Below are 18,218 nucleotides of genomic sequence, written 5' to 3'. Positions count from 1 at the left end.
GGAAAGTAAAACATAAGCGCAACTCTAGCTCCCACGCTACAGCAATACCTACGTCTCAAGGACGTGGCCGGCAACGCGCACAATCAGGCTGGCGAATCAGACAGGCGCGCCAAACGCCAGTTGGCGCGGGCTTGCCAATACGGCGTCGACGTCCGCATAGACCCAGTCGCCGGCCGAAAACTCGACGCCGCCGAAACGCACCGGCGCACTTGCCAGGCCGCCCCGCTCGGTCTGGCAGCGCCTGGCCGTGGTGCCCAGGCTCTTGACGCCGATGTCCAGGGCGTCGATGGCCGTGCTGTCGCGTATGGCGCCATGAACGACCACGCCTGCCCAGTTGTTCTCGACCGCAATGGCGGCCAGCCGGTCGCCCATGACACCGACGCGCAGCGAACCGCCCGCATCGACGACCAGCACCCGGCCCTCGCCCGGCGTCGACAGCATGGCCAGCACAGGCCGATGGTCTTCGTTGACGAGCAAGGGCACGCAAGGTCCGAAAAAGCGTTGTTTCTTGCCGAAACTGCGAAATTGCAGCTCGCAAACCGAAACGGTATCGGCGTTGGCATCGAAAAGATCGGCGGTAGAGTCCAAAAACGTCTCCTGAGGTTTGCGCGGCGGGCGCAGTGAAAAGGTTCGGCATAAAACCATGAACAGCAGAGCGCGGATTATGCCGCAGCCCCGCATCGGGCGGCTTGATTTCCCCCTTGGCACTATTTTATTCCAATTCTTTTATATGTAATTATTTACATAAGTCAAAAGTTATTCTAGAATTCGCCATACCCATCATATTGAAGCGACACATACCAACAACACCATCAGGGGCGAAGAGATGAACACCATGACTTGCGAGGAAATCCCTGTATTGATCGTCGGCGGGGGGCCCGTAGGCCTGGCCTTGGCCAACGAGCTCAACTACCGGAACATCCGCTACGTGCTGGTCGACGAGAAAGACGGCCAGGTTACTTTCCCGGCGGGAGAAGCCATTTTTTCCCGGACCATGGAGCACCTCAGGCGCTGGGGGCTGGCGCAGCGCGCCCGCTTTCCGTCCGAATTCCCAAGCGACTATCCGCTGAACATCGGCTTCTTCACGGCGCTGAACGGCCGGATGCTGGCCGCCTTCCCGGGCCTGAGCAATCAGGAAATCCCCGCCGCGTCCGACGGCATTTCCCCCGAAGGTCCGGTCATCTGCCCCAAGCGAATTTTCGATCCGCTGCTGCGGGACGCGGCGCTCGAAAAAGCGCCCGGAGCCATCCGCTACCACACACGGCTGGAGGATTTCGTCCAGGACGAAACCGGCGTGACTGCCACGCTTGCCGATCTGGATACTGGCGCCCGCAGCACGGTACGCGCTCAATACCTGGTCGCCTGCGACGGCGGACACGGCCAGACCCGCTCGAAAATCGGCGTCAAATACGCCGGCTCGTTCGCGCAGGGCCGCAACTTCGCCGCCTTCTTCCGCTCGCCCGACCTGCTGGATCGCATCGTCGCCAAGTACGGCGCCCCTTTCTTCCAGATGCATACCGTCAACACGCCACGCCGCCCCTACCTGACCACCGTCGACGGCAAGGAACTGTGGCGTCTTTCCATGTACGTGGAGGAAGGCGAGCAGATCGACCCCCTGCCGACCGTGCTGGCCTCGCTGGGCATGGACGTGCAGGTCGAGATCATCCAGGCCCAGCCCTGGACCGGGCATATGGTCGTGGCCGAACGCTATGGGTTGAACCGGGTCCTGCTGGCCGGCGATGCCGCCCACCTGAGATGGCCGAAAGGCGGATTCGGCGCGAATACGGGAATCGGCGATGCCGTCGACCTGGGCTGGAAGATAGCCGCCTCGCTGGCGGGCTGGGGCGGGAAAAACCTGCTGGCCAGCTACGAGGCCGAGCGCCGGCCCATCGCGCTGCGAAACACGGCGGAAGCCGCCAACAACTACAAGCTGGACCAGTTGATTGTCGCCGACCCCGAACTCGACAGCCCCACCGTCCAGGGAGAATGGACGCGGGCGAAAATGGCCTCGCTGGTCAATGAGAAGCGGCGCCGCGAATTCACGACCCAGGGCATACAGCTTGGGTATCGCTACCGCGACTCGCCCATTTGCTGTCCCGACGGCACGCCCGAGCCTCCCGACGACGCCGTGGACTACAAGCCCTCGACCTGGCCCGGGAGCCGGGCGCCGCACGCCTGGGTGAAGGACGGCGTCTCGACCCTGGACTATTACGGGCAAGGCTTCGTGCTGATGAGCTTCGACGAGTCGATCGACACGGATGCGTTCACACGGGGCTTCGCCCAACGCGGCGTGCCGTTCGCCAGGCACGGCATCGCGTCCGAACAAGCCAGGAAGCTGTATGAATACCCGTTGGTTCTGGTGCGCCCCGACGGGCATGTGGCCTGGCGCGGAAGCCGCGCGCCCGACGATATTCTGCAAGTCGTCGACCGGGTCAGGGGCGCCTGAAAACGAACGCGGCGGCCAAAGGAACTGGCCGCCATCCGGCGGCGGGGCCGGCATCACGCCACGGGCTCGCCACTCAGCAAGACACCAGTCGCGTCAACAACGGCTCGTCCTTCAGCAAATCGGCGCTCGAGCCCGAATAGCTGACCTGCCCCCTGTTCAGCACGATGGCCTGCTCGGTGATCTCCAGCGCAACCGTTGCATGCTGTTCGACGAGAACAATCGTAAAGCCGCCCAGCGACTTCAACGTCACGATGGCATCCAGCAGTATGTCGGCAACCGCCGGCGCCAAGCCTTCCAGCGGTTCATCGAGCAGCAGCAGTTCGGGGTTGCCGACGAGCGCACGGCCGAAGGCCAGCATCTGCTGTTCTCCGCCCGACAATCGGTTGCCCAGGTTGCCCCGGCGCTCCGCCAGTCTGGGGAACAGCTCGTACACCTTTTCCACGTTCCATTCGCCCGCCCGTACCGCCACCCGCAAATTGTCTTCCACGCTGAGCGAATGAAAGATTTCCCGCTCCTGGGGTACCAGCCCTATGCCCAGCGCCGACCGGCGATGCGGCGGCATGCGGGAGACATCCGCGTTCCCGTATCGAATGCTTCCGGACTTGAAGGTGTTCAGCCCCATGACCGTCGACAGCAGCGTGCTTTTCCCGGCGCCGTTGCGCCCCAGCAGCGCGCAGGCTCCGCCCCGCCGCAAGTCGAGCGAAACGTTTTCAAGTATGGTGGTGTCGCCGTAGCCGGCGCACACGTCCTCGAACCGAAGATGGCTATCCATGGCGCCTCCCTAAATAGATTTCCTTGACCCGCGGATCGCTTTTGACCTGGGCGCCATCCCCTTCGATCAGGATGCTCCCTTCCACCAGCACGGTGATCCGCCGGGCGAACCGGAACACCAGGTCCATGTCGTGCTCGATGAGCAGGATGGCGATATGCGCGGGCAGCCGTTCGAGCATTTCGATAATGGCATGGCTTTCCGAAGCCGGCACGCCCGCCGCCGGTTCATCCAGCAACAGCACCTGGGGCCTGATGGCAAGCGCGATGGCGATTTCCACCATGCGGCGCTGGCCGTAAGCCAGATCCGCAATTTTCTTGCTCGCCATGTCGAGAATATTCAGATCCTCGAGCAGGGCCGCCGTTTCGTGCTCCAGTTCGGAGTCGCGCTCCACCCGGCTGAACATGCGGCCTGCCGAGCCCTTTCTTTCGCCGATGGCCAATGCGACATTCTCGGCCGTCGTCAATTGCGGAAACAGGCTGTTGATTTGAAAGGTCCGGGCCAGGCCCCGCTTGACCCGCTGGCGCGGGGACAAATGCGTGATGTCGTTCCCGTCCAGATGAATGCTGCCCTGCGTCGGGGGAATCACGCCGGTCAGCAAATTGACGAACGTGGTCTTGCCCGCGCCGTTGGGGCCGATGAGCGCGTGGCGAGCGCCCGCCTCCAGGGAAAAATCGACGTGGTTCGTCACGCACAAGCCACCGAAATTCTTTGTCAGGCCGAAGGTCTGAAGCGGTGTCGTCGTATGAAGAGGCGTCGTCATCTATCCTCCGTGAATTCTGGTTTTTGTTCATGCATGCCGTTCACCATTTCGCCGCCCTCCTGAGCCGCGCCGCGACCCCTGCCACGAACGCGTTGTCCGAAAACCTGACGCTGAGAATGAGGATGAGCCCGATCGCGAACATCCAGTGCTGGGGGCTGAACGCCGCCGCCCTGTCCTGCACCAGCAGGAAAATGATGGCGCCAATGAAAGGCCCGTAAAGCCGGCCCAGACCGCCCAGCACCACCATGATCAGCAGATTGCCCGACAGGTCGAAAGACAGCGACTCGAGCCCGACCACCTGGATGGTCTGCGCGTACAGCGCGCCGGCCATGCCGGCAATGGCCCCCGAAAGCGAATACACGACCACCAGCCGACTGGTGACAGGAGCGCCCACCAGCTTCATCCGCGAAATGTTTTCCCGGATCCCGCGCAGGGACAGCCCGAACGGGGAATCGACGATGGTTCGAACCAGCAGGAACACCAGGGCAAGCACACCCAGGGCATACAAGTAGCCCGTTCGTCCGTCCAGTCCGAAATCAAAGACTCCGAACAAAGGCCCCGGAGAAATGCCGGACAGTCCATCATCGCCACCCGTCACGGACGACCACTTGTTCGCGAACTCGTAGACCGCCATGCCCACCGCCAGGGTCAGCATCAGCAGCGTCAGGCTGCGCATGCGCAGCAGAAAATAGCCCGACACCGTGCCGAACACCCCCGCGACGATGGCAGCGGCCAGCAGGCCGCTGACCGGCTCGGTGGAGACATGGATGGCATACAGGCCCGCCGTATACGCGCCAATGCCGAAGAAGGCGGCATGGCCCAGAGTCTCGACGCCGGCATAGCCGAGAACCAGGTTCAGGGACATGCAGGCGATGATCATGATGATGATGACGGTTCCAAGCGCCAGGTAGCCGTCGAAGAAATAGAAGACCGCCGCGGCAAGCAGCCACGGCAGGATGTCGCGCGCCTTCCAGTGGTGCTGGCTGAAGCTGCCGGCCGGCAATAGCGTCGTTTTCATTACGCCCTCCCGAACAAGCCCTGCGGCTTGATGAACAACACGGCAATCATGATGAAATAAACCAGGAATGCCCCGATGTCGTCGAAGAAGTACGTGCCGAAGGTATCGATGATGCCCAGCCCCAGGGCGGCGGCCAGCGTGCCCTTGATGCTGCCGAGCCCTCCTATCGACACGACGATGACGACGATGACCAGGTACCTGAGCGCGTAGAACGGCTGCAGCGGCATGAGTTCGGCGCCCAGGGCTCCGCCCAGCGCGGCCAGGCCGCAGCCCGCGGCAAACGTGCCGGCGAAATAGACGTCGACGTTGATGCCGACGCACTTGGCCATGCCCGGGTTGTCGACCGCCGCCTTCAGCTTTTTGCCTACCCCGGTGCATTCGATGAAGTACCAGATGAGGGCGCCGACGATCATGGATGCGCCGATCAGGAAAAACCGGTAGATGGAAAGACCGACGCCCAGAACCTTGACATTGCCCTTAAGGACGTCCGGGATGTCCAGGTTATGCACGCTTGCGCCAAAGACCAGGTTCACCGATGCAATCATGACCAGCGCCAGGCCAAGGGTCAGGATCACCTGCTTCAGTTCCGACTGGCGGTATATCGACCGGTACAGCAGGAATTCCAGCAGCGCCCCCAGCATCGTGGTGAGCGCAAACGATAAAAGCACCGCAAGCCAAAACGGCACGCTGCCGTCGGTCATCAGTGCATAGGCAATGTAGCCGCCAACCATGGCAAAGCCGCAATGCGCCAGATTGACCACCCGCATGGTTCCCATCGTCACCGAGAGACCTGCGGACATGATGAAAAGTATCATTCCATACGCTACCCCGTTGAACAGCAGCGCGAATATGGTTTGAAATAATTTAACGTCCATCGGAAGCACTCCACACCCGAGTTTTTATCCGCTTCGAATCCGCAAGCGCGATCCAGGATCAACGCGGATCCTGGATCGCCTCCGATCATGCCGCGCTGTGTTTATTCCGGATTCTGTTCTTTCCAGGGATCCTTGACGTCGGGCACCGTGAAGAACGTCTTGTTGACGTACCCGTCGCCCGATTTCTCGACACGGCGGATGTAGACGTTCTGCACGAGATCGCGGGTCTTGGGATCAATGGAAACGGGCCCCCGCGGGCTGATCCACTTCATGCCCCGCACCGAGTCAATGGCCTTTGCGCCGTCCTGCTTGCCATCGGTCCGCTTGATCATCTCGAAGATCATGTGCATGGCGTCGTAGGCTTCGACCGACGCCAGATCCGCATACGCCTGCGGGCCGAACTTCTTCTTCAACGCGGCGATGAACGCTTTGTTTTCCGGTGTGTCGTTGTTGGGGGAATAGATGCTGGCCGTAATGATGCCCAGCGCCGAATCGCCGAAGGCGGGCAGGTCCACTTCCTGCGTTTCCGCTATCCCCAGCGCCTTGACTCCGGAGGCGGCCAGGCCGCTGCTTTCAAACGCCTTCACGAACCCCACCGCTTGCGGGCCCACTGGAGAGAACATGAGCAGGCAATTCGGCTGGGAGTCCTTGATCTTCTGCATATAGGAAGAATAATCGGTCGTGCCGAGCGGAATGCGCAGCTCGGCGACGACCTTGCCGCCCGCCGCCGTGTACGTCTTGTGATATGCCTCGAGGCTGTCCAGCCCCGGCGCGTAGTCGGCAACCGCGATGGCCGCCTTCTTGCAGCCGCCCTCCTTGGCGGCCCAGTTGGCCAGCGGGACGGAAACCGTCCACTGCGAAAATCCCGCGCGCAGCATGTAGGGGGATTTCCGGGTGATGTTGGCCGTGCCCGCATTGAAGATCACGATGGGCACCTTGGCCTTGGTGGCCACCTCGGCGGCGGCCAGCGCGGTGGGGGTAATCGCCAATCCAGCCAGATAGCTGACCTTGTCGCGCACGACCAGCTCCTGAGCCAGTTGCCTGGCCCGGGACGGGCTGGTGCCCCCGTCGTCGCGGTACAGCACCTTTACCGTATGCCCTCCCGCCTTGCCATCGTGCTGGGCCAGGTACAGTTCTATGGCTTCCTTGAACTGCGTTCCCCAGTAAGCGATGGGGCCTGACATGGGGCCGATGACCCCGACGCGGATTTCGTCGGCATGAGCCGGGCTCAAAGGCCCCGCCAGCGCAAATGCCGCCAGAGCCGATGCATATATCTTCGTATATGGTTTCATGTTTTGTCTCCTGAGGGGATATAGCTTTTTTATTGACGCGAGGCTGCGTTCAATCTTCGACTTCCTGCACTACTGTATTGCGCAAAAGGCCCAGTCCCTGGACTTCGACCTCGATGGTGTCGCCCGGCTTCATGAACTTCTGCGGGTTTCTTTTATGGCCCACGCCGCCCGGTGTGCCCGTGGAAATCACGTCGCCGGCCCGAAGCTCGCAGAACGTGGAAATATAGTGAACCAGATGCGCCAGGTCCCAGACCATGTCGCCGAACGGCGCATGCTGAACCTGCTCGCCGTTCAGGCGGGTGGTGAGAATGAGCTTGGCGGGATCGGGCACCTCGTCGGCGGTCAGCATCCATGGGCCGAACGAGCCGCTCTTGTCGAAGTTCTTGCCCGCGGTGATGCTGTGCTTCTGCCATTCGCGGATGGAGCCGTCCATGAGGATGGAGTATCCGCCGATATGGCTTTTTGCGGCGTCCATGGGAATATGGCGCCCGCCCTTGCCGATGATGACGGCGACCTCGCCTTCGTAGTCGAAGGTATCCGAGATGTTCGGCTTGACAAGATGCGCGCCGTGGCCGACCAGCGACTCCGGCAGCCTGTTGAACATATTGGGAAACGCCGGAGGCTCTTTGCCGGTTTCGGCCTGGTGCTCGGCATACGCCCAACCCAAGGCGAAAATCCGGGCGTCGCTGCGGTCGTTGGGCGTGCGGAACACGATCTCGTCCAGGCCGCAGTCCGGCTGCGTCCCGGCCGCCAGTTCGCGGGCCTGGCCAACGAGGTTTCTTTCGAACAGGTCGACGATGTCGGCCGCCTGCTGGCCCAGCCGCGAACCCAGGTCGATGAAACCCGAGTCCGTCACAATGCCGAACGTATTCGTGTCGCCGCGCTTCACATTGGCTAGCTTCATGTTTTTTTCCTTATCGTTTGAAATCAATGGAGACGGATTTGTCGTGGATCATCCAGACCCCGCCGGCCCGCTTCAGCACGTCGGTGTAGCGGCCCATGACGGCAGGGCCGGCCAGCGCGGCGGGATACGAGATTTCCTGCTCGAAGTCGTAGCGGTAGACCGTCACGTATGACTCGACGCAGATCGTGTCCTGGTCGATGCGCCGCGACCGCAAGTTGGTCATGACGTGGCGCACCAGAAGGCCGCGCGGGCGCTGCGCCATCCGGCTCAGAAAATCCTCGCGGCCGTGGATGTCGCCATCGGGCCGGTGCCATACGCCGTCGGGCGCGAACAGCGTGGAAGCCTGTTCGTAGCGCTGCGCGTCGAAATCAGCCATGAATCGGATGGACTGCCTTTCGCACTCCAAGAGCTCGACGTCGAAATCTCCGCCTGGGTATTGCGTCATAGTCCCCTCCTTCGGGGTCTCAAACCATGAAAAGAACGGCGGCCAGGGCCGCCGCATTGGACGTTGCCGGAGTTACTCGATGCGGATCAGCTCTTCCACCGGCACGCCGCTATCGAAACGCGCCACGAACTCCTTGTAGTCCAGCTCGATTCCCGAAGGATTGTTGCGGTAGGCCTGGGACTGGAAATAGCCGAGGAAGGATTCCTGAGTCTGGAAATTGTTGCTGCAGAGCTCCACGATGTTCTTGTCGGGGTCGTAGTAGTAGAAGCTGCTGATGGGGCCGTGGTTGGCGCAGCGATGCGGGACGATTCCGTGCTTTTCCAGCAGCTTGACCCTTTCCATCAAGGCGGGAATGTCGACATGCTTGAACTGCATGTGGTTCAGCCCCGGATCCGTCGTGGGAGCCTCGCCGACGAACGGGATCTCGAAAATGGCGAAAAGCTGGCCGTACGGCAGGCTTTTGTCGATGAACATGAAGCTGGAGCGCACATCGCTTGCGCGGACCTGCTTGTTGCCGTTGGCGGTGGCCTGCTTTTCGGTGGCGGCGTCCTTGGGTGTATTGACCACACTCCACTTGTTGCCCAGCACCGCCTCATACCATTGCCCCATGCGGTCGAACTGCGAGGTCTGAAGCACCACCTCGGATATCCGGATCTCGGGCAATCCGGCGGTTTTCTCTTTAAGGCCGGCCAAATCGGCTGGCGCGGTCGTGTTCGACATAGTGTCTCCTCTGCATCGATCGGGATATGCGGCCGGCTCGTCGTCCCGAGCCCGGGCAGCGCGAAAGCTCAATTTCGTTGAACTGTAAACCCGCTTGCCATAATATGTCAATAAATTTATATGTAAATTATTTAATATGATTCCCAATACCTTGACGCTGTCCGCCAGCGCCGCCCGGCGCCCGCCCGTCGATCTGAGGCATCTGAGAATTTTTCTCGGCATGTATCATCTGCGCAGCGTTTCACGCACCGCGGAACATCTGGGCATGGCGCAATCCAGCATCAGCATCGCCCTGTCCCGCTTGCGCGCCCACTATGGCGACCCGCTTTTTGTTCGCACCGGACAAACCATGCAGCCCACGGATCGCGCGACCTTGCTGGCGCCCGCCATCGAACACGCTTTGCAGATACTGGACGAGGCCGATCGCCGGACTCCCGAGTTCGTGCCGGCCCTGGCCATGCGGCGCTTCACGCTTGCGCTGGCGGATGCCGGAAAGATCGTGGTGCTGCCCAGGATCGCCCGCATCCTGGAGGCCGCCGCCCCCGGGGTGTCGCTGCAAATCCAGAACATCAATAGCGGCACGCCCGAGGCGCTGGAATCCGAAGGCGTGGATCTTGCGTTCGGCTTCATGAGCCTGCGCAAAAGCGGGCTCTACAGCCAGCGTCTGTTCCAGGACTTTTTTGTTTGCATCAGCTCGTCCAGATCGAAGTACAACGTGCTGACGCAGGAAATCTTCGACTCCGCCGGACACGTGATTCTGGAGGACAAGGTAAGCTCCGCCCCCTTGCTCAGGCACATCATGGAAAAGAACCGGCCTTCGCTACGGATCGCCATGTCCGTGCCGACGCCGTTCGGGCTGGCCGAAGTCATTGCCGCCACGGAGCTGATCGCGACGATTCCGTATCGCATGGCAAAGGCGCTGAACGAGCATGGCGAGCTCAGGATTCATCCCCTGCCGTTCGACAGCCCCGCCTTCGACGTCGGCCAGCACTGGCATGGCCGATTGCAGCACGACGAGGGGCATAAATGGCTGCGGAAAACCATTTTCGAGGCATTTCGCGGCCTCGACGCGCCCGATGCCGCTCCTTTCAGCCGGACAGCGCCGCGCGCCCGGCGCAAGCCAGGCGAGTCTGCCTGACCACGCGCCGAAGGCGCCCCTACTCTCCTACTTGAGCGCCACCTCGAAGCCTCGGCGAACGCCGGGCCGGCTCATCATCTCGGTGTGCCAGCGCTTGACGGCCGGGAAGTCGTCCAGGGAAACCTTGTGTTTTTCATGCCTCCACGCCCAGCCGAGCAGGGCGAAATCGGCGATCGAAATTTCCGAGGCAAAGTATTGGCTGTCGGTGAGCCTGCGGTCCATCACGCCGTAGAGCCTGCGCGTTTCCTTCATGAACCTTTCCAGGCCGTACTTTCCGTCGACGCCTTCGGGCAAGGCAAGAAAGTGGTGGACCTGGCCGGGGATGGGGCCGAACCCGCCCATCTGGAACATCAGCCACTGCAGCACCTCGGTGCGCGCCGCCAGCGACTTGGGCCAGAATTTGCCCGATTTCTCGCCAAGATACGTCAGGATGGCGCCCGACTCGAAAACACTGATGGGGCGGCCATCGGGCCCGTCATCGTCCACGATGGCGGGAATCTTGTTGTTGGGGCTGATGCGCAGGAACTCGTCCTTGAACTGCTCGCCGTTTCGTATGTCGACCACACGCACGGTGTAGGGCAGCGCCATTTCCTCCAGCGCGACGCTGATCTTGCGGCCGTTGGGCGTATCGAATGCATAAAGGGAGATCATGAATGCAGAACCTTTGACGCTGTTGTCGGGCTTGACGGGTTAAATGTAATAATTAAGTGTAATAACTTAGAAACGCACCCTCAAGTACAGCGAACCGGAGTTGTCCGTCACGCCCTGACCGATCTGGGCGCTGTAGCTCAACCCCAGCGCGGCCTGCCTCCCAAGCGCAACCTGCACCCCAAGATCCAGCACCGCCGCATCCCTGGCAACCGGGGCGCCCGTCACGGTAAACGCCAAATTGCCCGCCTGCACAAACGACAGTCGAAGGCCCGGGGCTACATCCCCAGCCGCATGGCGCCAGCCCAGCCCCGCCGTCAGCCTTGTTTCTGCTCCGGCAATCTCGAGCGAGGTCTTGCCACGCAAGCCCAGCGTCACGGTCGTAATGCGATCCGTGCTGCCGTCGCCCCGCAGGGCGGCTGCGCCGCCCGTCTCGACAAAGCCCTGGCTTCGCTGATTCAGCCAGGCCAGCCCGGCATAGGGCTCCAGAACACTCGACCGGCCCACAGGCATGGCATAGCCCAGTTCGGCAAAGATCTGCACCGCCCGCGCATCGTAATCGGCCGCAAGCGTCTGGCTGCCGCCGACCGTAACCGTACGCACGCTGTCGATGGCATGTCCGGTATAGGCCGCACCCGCCAGCAGATTCACGCCGCCGTCCGTCGTAACCCAACTGCGCCCGCCGTACAGCGCACCCGTGTAGCTCTTTACCTTCGAGCGTGAGGAACGGTCGTCCACATTGATCCGGCCATCGGTATAGCCCAATGCCGCGCCAAGGCGCCAGCCGTTGCCCACGATTCCGTCTCCGCCCACGAACAAGCCTGTCGTATCGGTCTCGACCCGCGCCGCATCGCCATTGCCCTTGAGCGCGCTCCAATCGCCCACCACACTGGCCCATAGCGGATACGCCGACGACCTGGGCATGGCGTCGGCCGGTATCGCGCCCCCCGCCTGCGCCATCGGCGCGCCGGCCTCCAGCCCCGCGCCGATATTGCCGCGCATGCGCTGGTCCAAGGTGCGCTGCACCAGCCCGCCCGTCGTGAGCAGCGCCGACTGCGTGCTCGCATGCAACTCGCCCGAAAGCTGATCCATATTGCTGCCCAGCGTGTCGGGGCTGCTGTTGAGAATCTCGTCATACAGCAGCTTCAATCCCGTCGGCGGCGCCGACGAAGCCGCATCCAGCGCATTGCCCACGGCCGTTTGATTGGCCGTGGGCAGATAGGACGCGAAGGCCACGTCGTTGCGCGCAATGGCCAACTGCAAGGTGCCGGGCTGCGAATAGTTCAACGAAGGCTTCAGAAACACCAGCCCTTGCTCCGTGCGCACCTCGTCGTATTGGCCGACGATGCCGCCGGCCGCCGTCACGATGGGGTACAGGCTGCCCACCGAAAACCTCTCGTTCAATTGGACTTCCACCACGCCGCCCTGCAGCGTGGCCGTGCCGCCGACACGTATCTGGTCGTTGCCGTTCTCGTTGGCCTCGACTTCGTATACCGAGCCGGGCCGCGAAATGTAGTCGCCGTCCACCGTCAGCGCGCCCACCGTGTTGCCCGGCGCAATCCGGCCGGCATTATCCAGCCCGCCTATGCGGCCCGAGCCGCTCAAGATGCCGGCCGCGGCGACCTGCACCTGCGATGCCAGTGATCCGTCGACCACCAGTTTGCCGCCTTGAACCAGGGTCGGGCCCGTATAGGTATTGGCGCCCGCCAACGTCAATTGGCCCGCTCCGCGCTTGATCAGTTGGCCCGCTCCGCTGATATCGTTGTAGAACGTGGAGCTATAGCCCTGCGTATCGACATCGAACGTGTCCACGAACTGCGCCGGCCCGCGCACCGCCTTGCCCACGTTCAGCATGCCCCAGCCATAGATTTCGGGACTGCCCAGGCTGGTGGCCGTCGTCAGAATGGTCTGCTGCAAGTTATGCGGCGTGAAATACGGGTAAGCCTGCTTGACCAGGGCCGCCGCGCCCGCCACATGGGGCGACGCCATCGACGTGCCCGACATGCGCACATAGCCGCCTTTGGCGTTCACGGAGTAAATGCCCTGGCTGCCTTCATTGTCGCCGCCGCCGGGCGCGGACAGACACCACGCCTGCGCCACGCCGCAACGGTTCGAATAGTCGGCGATCTTGCCGTCCGGCCCTACGGCAGCCACTACCAGCCAGCTATCCTCGAGCTCGGGGAAAAGATAAGGGGCGCCGCCGAGGATGTCCGGATTCGGCTGGGAAGAGTTGCCCGCGGCGAATACCATCAACGCGCCGGATGCCGCCACGGTGTGCATGCTTTCGATGATCGCAGGATATTTAGTCAACGCCTTGGCCTGATCGTAATCGGCGACATTGCAGGGGGGAGACGAATCCCGGGAGCAAGTATCGACGTTCAGGCTATTGTTGATGATGGCCAGCTTCTGCTTGGCAAGAAAGTTCCAGCTGGGCGGCGCGGCCTCTTCGATATCGTAGGTGGGAGGCATTCTGACAGCATAGATCTGCGCGTCGAAGGCCACGCCGTGCATCCCGACGCCATCGCGGCGCGCCGCGATGATGCCGCTGACGTGCGAACCATGGCCATAGCCATCGTAATTCCTGCCGGGATCCATGAACTGGTTCGTAAAAAAGTCGTAGCCCCCCGCAAGCCGGCCCAGAAACTCGGGGTGCGCTGCCGCGATGCCGCTGTCGACCACCCCGACCGTGACACCGCTGCCCGTATATCCCAAGGCGTACGCCTCGGCCGCGTTGATCTGCTGCAAGCCCGCCTGAGCATAGTATTCAGGCGTTTCGAAGCTGGAAACACTTTGAGCCATGGCGGCCCGCCCAGAAGCCAGCAATAGCGCGCCGACTACAGCCAGGCGGATGCCGACGGATATGCGAAGTGTCTTTATCAAGAAAGTCCCCGGCCATCAAAAGAAAACCGTCAAGGCAATGAGCTTTGGCGGTTTGAATGCAAGTCAATACAAAATTATATCTATAGTTACATTAATACACACAACGCCGCATCGCCTTTCAATGAGAACGCATCGCCACAACGGCCCGCTGTTTTTAATGGCTTGTTCGCATGGCAGCCATACTCATTACAATGTCTGTTCCGTGGAAGCACCCGGCTCACCCGTGAACACGGCAACATCGGAATCGCCCCGAACCTGCCCCAACCCGATTCCCCGAAAAAAACATACTTTTTGATTTTCAATGGAACAAGATATAAGCGCCCACACGCCCATGATGCAGCAATATTTACGTCTCAAGGACGAAGCCGGGGCGCATTTGTTGTTCTACCGCATGGGCGATTTTTACGAGATGTTCTATGGCGACGCCGAGCGCGCGGCGCGCTTGCTGAACCTTACGCTGACCAAGCGCGGCACCTCCAACGGCGCGCCCATTCCCATGGCGGGCGTGCCCTTTCATGCCATGGAAGGCTATCTGGCCCGGCTGGTCGCGCTGGGCGAATCGGTGGCCATCTGCGAGCAGATCGGCGACCCGGCCGCCAGCAAGGGGCCGGTGGAGCGCAAGATCGTGCGCATCGTCACGCCCGGCACGCTTACCGACGAGGCGCTGCTGCCCGCCAAGGCCGACCGCCTCATCGCGGCCGCCTGGATCACCCGCATCAATCGGCAGGAACGCACGGGCCTGGCCTGGATGAATCTGGCCAACGGCCAGTTCAGCGTTACCGAATGCACGCCCGACATGCTGGACACCGAACTACACCGGGTCGCGCCCGCCGAGCTGGTCTGCGCCGAAAGCCAGCGCCTGCCGGCCGACGACGGCATGGCCGTCAGCGCCATTCCCGACTGGCATTTCGAACCCGACAATGCGCGCGATGTCCTGCACAAGCACTTTGCCGTGGATTCCCTGGCCAGCTTCGACCTGGCGGACATGCCCGCGGCCATCTGCGCGGCCGGCGCCCTGCTGCGCTACGTGGGCCGCACGCAAGCCCAGGCCCTGACCCACATCCAGTCGATCCGGACCGACCGCGCCAGCGAATATGTCGTGCTGGATCCGGTTACGCGCAAGAACCTGGAACTTACCGAAACCCTGGCCGGCGAAGAAAGCCCCACGCTTTTTTCCCTTCTTGACCATTGCGAAACGCCGATGGGCAGCCGCCTGCTGCGACGCTGGCTCCATCATCCCCTGCGCGACAACGCCCCGGCGCTGGAGCGCCAGCACGTCATTGCCTCGCTGCTCTCCTCCCCGGCAAGCGCCGACACGCTCAACCCGGCCGACGCGCTGGACACCCTGCGCGAAAAACTGAATCACTATCCCGACATCGAACGCATCGCCACCCGCATCGCCCTGCGCTCCGTGCGCCCGCGCGAACTGGCCAGCCTGCGCGAAGCCCTGGATCTGCTGCCGGGCGTGGCCGGCCACGTCGCCCGCTCGTTCGAGCCCACGCCGCAGCTAGCCCGCCAGGTGCGGGCGCTGGACGTCTCCCCCGAACTGACGTCGCTGCTGCACGGTGCGCTGGATCCCGAACCCGCCCTGATGGTGCGCGACGGCGGCGTCATCGCCAAGGGCTTCGACGCCGAGCTCGACGAATTGCGGCGGCTGGCCAGCGACAGCGGAGAGTTCCTGCTGGAACTGGAGGCGCGCGAACGCGAACGCACCGGCATCGCCACATTGCGCGTCGAGTTCAATCGCGTCCATGGCTTCTTCATCGAAGTGTCGCGCGGCCAGGCCGACAAAGTGCCCGCCGACTACCGCAGGCGCCAGACACTGAAAAACGCCGAGCGCTACATTACGCCCGAGCTGAAAGCCTGGGAGGACAAGGTGCTGTCGGCCAAGGACCGCAGCCTTTCGCGCGAAAAATGGCTGTTCGAGAACCTGCTGGATCAACTGGCCCCGCACGCGCCGGCGCTTTCGGCCTGCGCGGGCGCGCTGGCCGAAATCGACGCCCTGGCCGCCCTGGCCGAACACGCCCGGCTTAACGACTGGGTGGCTCCGGAACTGTCCGACGGCAGCGAGATCCTTATCGAGGCGGGGCGCCATCCTGTGGTCGAGCGCAGCATCGAGCGCTTCACGCCCAACGACTGCGAGCTCGGCCCGCAACGCCGCATGCTCCTGATAACCGGGCCGAACATGGGCGGGAAATCCACCTATATGCGCCAGATAGCGCTTATCGCCCTGCTGGCCCGTACCGGCAGCTTCGTGCCGGCGCGCAGCGCCCGCATCGGCCGGATCGACCGCATCTTCACACGCATCGGGGCGGCCGACGACCTGGCCGGCGGGCGATCCACCTTCATGATGGAAATGACCGAAGCCGCCGCCATCCTGGCGGCCAGCACGCCGCAAAGCCTGGTCCTCATGGACGAAATCGGCCGCGGCACCTCCACCTACGACGGCCTGGCCCTGGCCGGCTCCATCGCGCACCGGCTGCTCACTCACAACCAGGCCCTGACGCTGTTCGCCACGCATTATTTCGAGCTCACGCGCCTGCCCAACGAACAGCCTTTCGCCGCCAACGTCCACCTGGCCGCCGCGGAATCGCCTTCGGGCATCGTATTTCTGCACGAAGTCCAGGCCGGGCCGGCCAGCCGCAGCTACGGCATACAAGTGGCGCAGCGGGCCGGCATTCCACCCGCCGTCATCCGCCACGCCAGCCGTGAGCTTTCGCGGCTGGAGGCGCAAGGCGCCCCGACTCCTCAACTGGATCTGTTCAACGCGCCGCCCGACAGCGCCGCCGAGCCGTCGGCGCCGCAAGATGCCATGGCTTGCGCCGAGCTCGATGAACTGAAGGCGCGCCTTGCCGCCATCGACCCCGACCAGCTCACCCCGCGCGAAGCGCTGGACATCCTTTACAGCCTGCGCGCCGACTACTCATGAACATCGACCAGCCTCTTGCCTTGCTGGGCGGCCTCACGCCCAAAGCCTTCATGCGCCACCACTGGCAACGCAAGCCTCTGCTCATCAGACAAGCCATTCCCGGCTACCGGCCCACGCTGAGCATTGCCGACATCAAGCAACTGGCCAAGCGCGACGAGGTCGAGTCCCGCCTCATCTGGCGGGACGGCCAGGCCTGGAAAATGAAGAAAGGCCCGTTCTCCCGCTTGCCGCCCGCCAGGCAGCCGGGCTGGACGCTGCTGGCGCAAAGCGTCGACGCGCACGACGACGCCACTGCCCGGCTGCTGCACCAGTTTCGCTTTATTTCCGACGCCCGCCTGGACGATGCCATGATCAGCATCGCCACCGATGGCGGCGGCGTGGGACCCCACTTCGACAGCTACGACGTCTTTCTGCTGCAGGCCCACGGACAACGCAAATGGCGTATCAGTTGCCAGGACGATCTGTCACTGGAACCTGGACTGCCGCTGAAAATCCTGAGGGACTTCCGGCCGGAAGAGGAATACGTGCTGGAACCCGGCGACATGCTGTACCTGCCGCCGCACGTCGCGCACGACGGCATCGCCCAGGGCGACTGCATGACGATCTCGATCGGCTTCCGGGCGCCCACCATGGCCGCCCTCGCACGCGGCATGCTGGACGCGGCTGGCGACCAGGTCATGGCGCGGATAGGCGACGACAGTGGCCTTTATGCAACACCGCCCCTGCCAGGCCCGGCGCTTGCCGGCGTCTTCAAGGATGCCGGCGCGCCCGCAACGGAAGCGCCAGCCGCCCTGCCCGACACACTGATCCAGGCATCGCTGCGTGCCGCGCATAGCGTGCGCTTCGACGAACCCCTGGCCACCCGCTTCCTGGGCCAATGGCTGACCGAGCCTTCCGCAGCCGCTTGGTTCGAACCGCAAGACGAGCAGCCCGACCTGGCCAATGCCTTTCCCCGCCACGGGATCCTGGAGCTGGATCGCTGCACCCGCCTGATGTACCGCGGCAGGGCGCTGTTCATCAATGGCGAGGTCGCCGGAATCCCGGCTTCCGCGCTGCTGCGCCGGCTGGCCGACGAGCGTGTCCTGCCCTGCACGGCGGCGCTGGACAAACGCCTGGCCCAGGGGGAAAAGCAGGCGCTGGCCGGCTGGCTGGCCGAAGGCTGGCTGCACCATCGCCCCTGACCCGCCAAAGCCTCGCACAAAGGCAATGCGTCGCTGCCCCCGCCCCCGCCGCACCCATGATTCCCGCAGCGGCACCACAGGGCAATCAAACAACGTCTTAGATAGAAGTCACAAGACATAACCAGTTCTTATAAACAAAATTCGTATAAAGAAATAAGAATCTTGTCGTTCGCATGGACAAGGGGAGTGCCTAGAATGAATGCTGGTCTC

General features: G+C 62.8%; 15 protein-coding genes. 4 read left to right on the top strand and 11 right to left on the bottom strand.

All coding sequences use genetic code 11. From position 1 onward, the window contains the following. Positions 1 to 96: 96 nt before the first annotated feature. The gene (gene rraA / locus VNT00_RS05290; protein WP_325585211.1) at positions 97 to 588 is read right to left on the bottom strand and encodes a ribonuclease E activity regulator RraA; all 492 of its coding nucleotides are present in this window, start codon (positions 586 to 588) and stop codon (positions 97 to 99) included. A gap of 238 nt (positions 589 to 826) precedes the next feature. Between rraA and VNT00_RS05285 the strand changes: the two genes are divergently transcribed. Then, positions 827 to 2,446 (top strand): FAD-dependent monooxygenase, encoded by a 1,620-nt coding sequence (locus VNT00_RS05285; protein ID WP_325585209.1) that lies wholly within the window; start codon positions 827 to 829, stop codon positions 2,444 to 2,446. A 73-nt stretch (positions 2,447 to 2,519) separates the two neighbouring features. Here the strand turns inward: VNT00_RS05285 and VNT00_RS05280 are convergent, their stop codons facing one another. The 8 genes from VNT00_RS05280 to VNT00_RS05245 all read right to left on the bottom strand — a co-directional run bounded on the left by VNT00_RS05280 (position 2,520) and on the right by VNT00_RS05245 (position 9,232). After that, the gene (locus VNT00_RS05280) at positions 2,520 to 3,218 is read right to left on the bottom strand and encodes an ABC transporter ATP-binding protein (protein ID WP_325585207.1); all 699 of its coding nucleotides are present in this window, start codon (positions 3,216 to 3,218) and stop codon (positions 2,520 to 2,522) included. Next, positions 3,211 to 3,978, bottom strand: coding sequence for an ABC transporter ATP-binding protein (locus VNT00_RS05275; protein ID WP_325585206.1), 768 nt, complete (start codon positions 3,976 to 3,978; stop codon positions 3,211 to 3,213). Before VNT00_RS05275 ends, VNT00_RS05280 begins: the two co-directional genes overlap by 8 nt. A 40-nt stretch (positions 3,979 to 4,018) precedes the next feature. Then, positions 4,019 to 4,996, bottom strand: a complete 978-nt coding sequence (locus VNT00_RS05270) for a branched-chain amino acid ABC transporter permease (protein ID WP_325585205.1) — start codon at positions 4,994 to 4,996, stop codon at positions 4,019 to 4,021. Continuing rightward, positions 4,996 to 5,871: a branched-chain amino acid ABC transporter permease gene (locus tag VNT00_RS05265; RefSeq protein WP_325585204.1), complete on the bottom strand. Its 876-nt coding sequence runs from the start codon at positions 5,869 to 5,871 to the stop codon at positions 4,996 to 4,998. Before VNT00_RS05265 ends, VNT00_RS05270 begins: the two co-directional genes overlap by 1 nt. Before the next feature lie 101 nt (positions 5,872 to 5,972). Then, entirely contained in the window at positions 5,973 to 7,163 is a 1,191-nt protein-coding gene (locus VNT00_RS05260; protein WP_325585202.1) for an ABC transporter substrate-binding protein, read from the bottom strand. Between the two features lie 49 nt (positions 7,164 to 7,212). Next, on the bottom strand, positions 7,213 to 8,067 hold the full coding sequence (locus tag VNT00_RS05255) for a fumarylacetoacetate hydrolase family protein (RefSeq protein ID WP_325585200.1): 855 nt from the start codon (positions 8,065 to 8,067) through the stop codon (positions 7,213 to 7,215). 10 nt (positions 8,068 to 8,077) lie between these two features. After that, positions 8,078 to 8,512, bottom strand: a complete 435-nt coding sequence (locus tag VNT00_RS05250) for a nuclear transport factor 2 family protein (RefSeq protein WP_325585199.1) — start codon at positions 8,510 to 8,512, stop codon at positions 8,078 to 8,080. A 72-nt stretch (positions 8,513 to 8,584) separates the two neighbouring features. Next, entirely contained in the window at positions 8,585 to 9,232 is a 648-nt protein-coding gene (locus tag VNT00_RS05245; protein ID WP_325585198.1) for a VOC family protein, read from the bottom strand. 136 nt (positions 9,233 to 9,368) lie between these two features. On the opposite strand from VNT00_RS05245, the gene VNT00_RS05240 reads away from it, so the two are divergent. Then, entirely contained in the window at positions 9,369 to 10,370 is a 1,002-nt protein-coding gene (locus VNT00_RS05240) for a LysR family transcriptional regulator (protein WP_325585196.1), read from the top strand. A 27-nt stretch (positions 10,371 to 10,397) separates the two neighbouring features. Here VNT00_RS05240 and VNT00_RS05235 read toward each other — a convergent pair whose 3' ends face one another. Further along, positions 10,398 to 11,021 (bottom strand): glutathione S-transferase family protein, encoded by a 624-nt coding sequence (locus tag VNT00_RS05235; RefSeq protein WP_325585194.1) that lies wholly within the window; start codon positions 11,019 to 11,021, stop codon positions 10,398 to 10,400. Positions 11,022 to 11,087: 66 nt separating this feature from the next. After that, a complete protein-coding gene (locus tag VNT00_RS05230; protein ID WP_325585192.1) occupies positions 11,088 to 13,898 on the bottom strand; it encodes an autotransporter domain-containing protein in 2,811 nt (936 codons plus the stop codon). 301 nt (positions 13,899 to 14,199) lie between these two features. Between VNT00_RS05230 and mutS the strand changes: the two genes are divergently transcribed. Continuing rightward, positions 14,200 to 16,827, top strand: coding sequence for a DNA mismatch repair protein MutS (gene mutS, locus VNT00_RS05225; RefSeq protein ID WP_414650889.1), 2,628 nt, complete (start codon positions 14,200 to 14,202; stop codon positions 16,825 to 16,827). After that, a complete protein-coding gene (locus VNT00_RS05220) occupies positions 16,824 to 18,008 on the top strand; it encodes a cupin domain-containing protein (RefSeq protein ID WP_325585190.1) in 1,185 nt (394 codons plus the stop codon). Before mutS ends, VNT00_RS05220 begins: the two co-directional genes overlap by 4 nt. Positions 18,009 to 18,218 lie beyond the last annotated feature (210 nt).

It is taken from the genome of Eoetvoesiella sp. (assembly GCF_035555955.1).
GTDB lineage: Bacteria > Pseudomonadota > Gammaproteobacteria > Burkholderiales > Burkholderiaceae_B > Eoetvoesia.
Note: the sequence above shows the minus strand (reverse complement) of the source record. Positions and strands in the feature narration are given on the sequence as shown.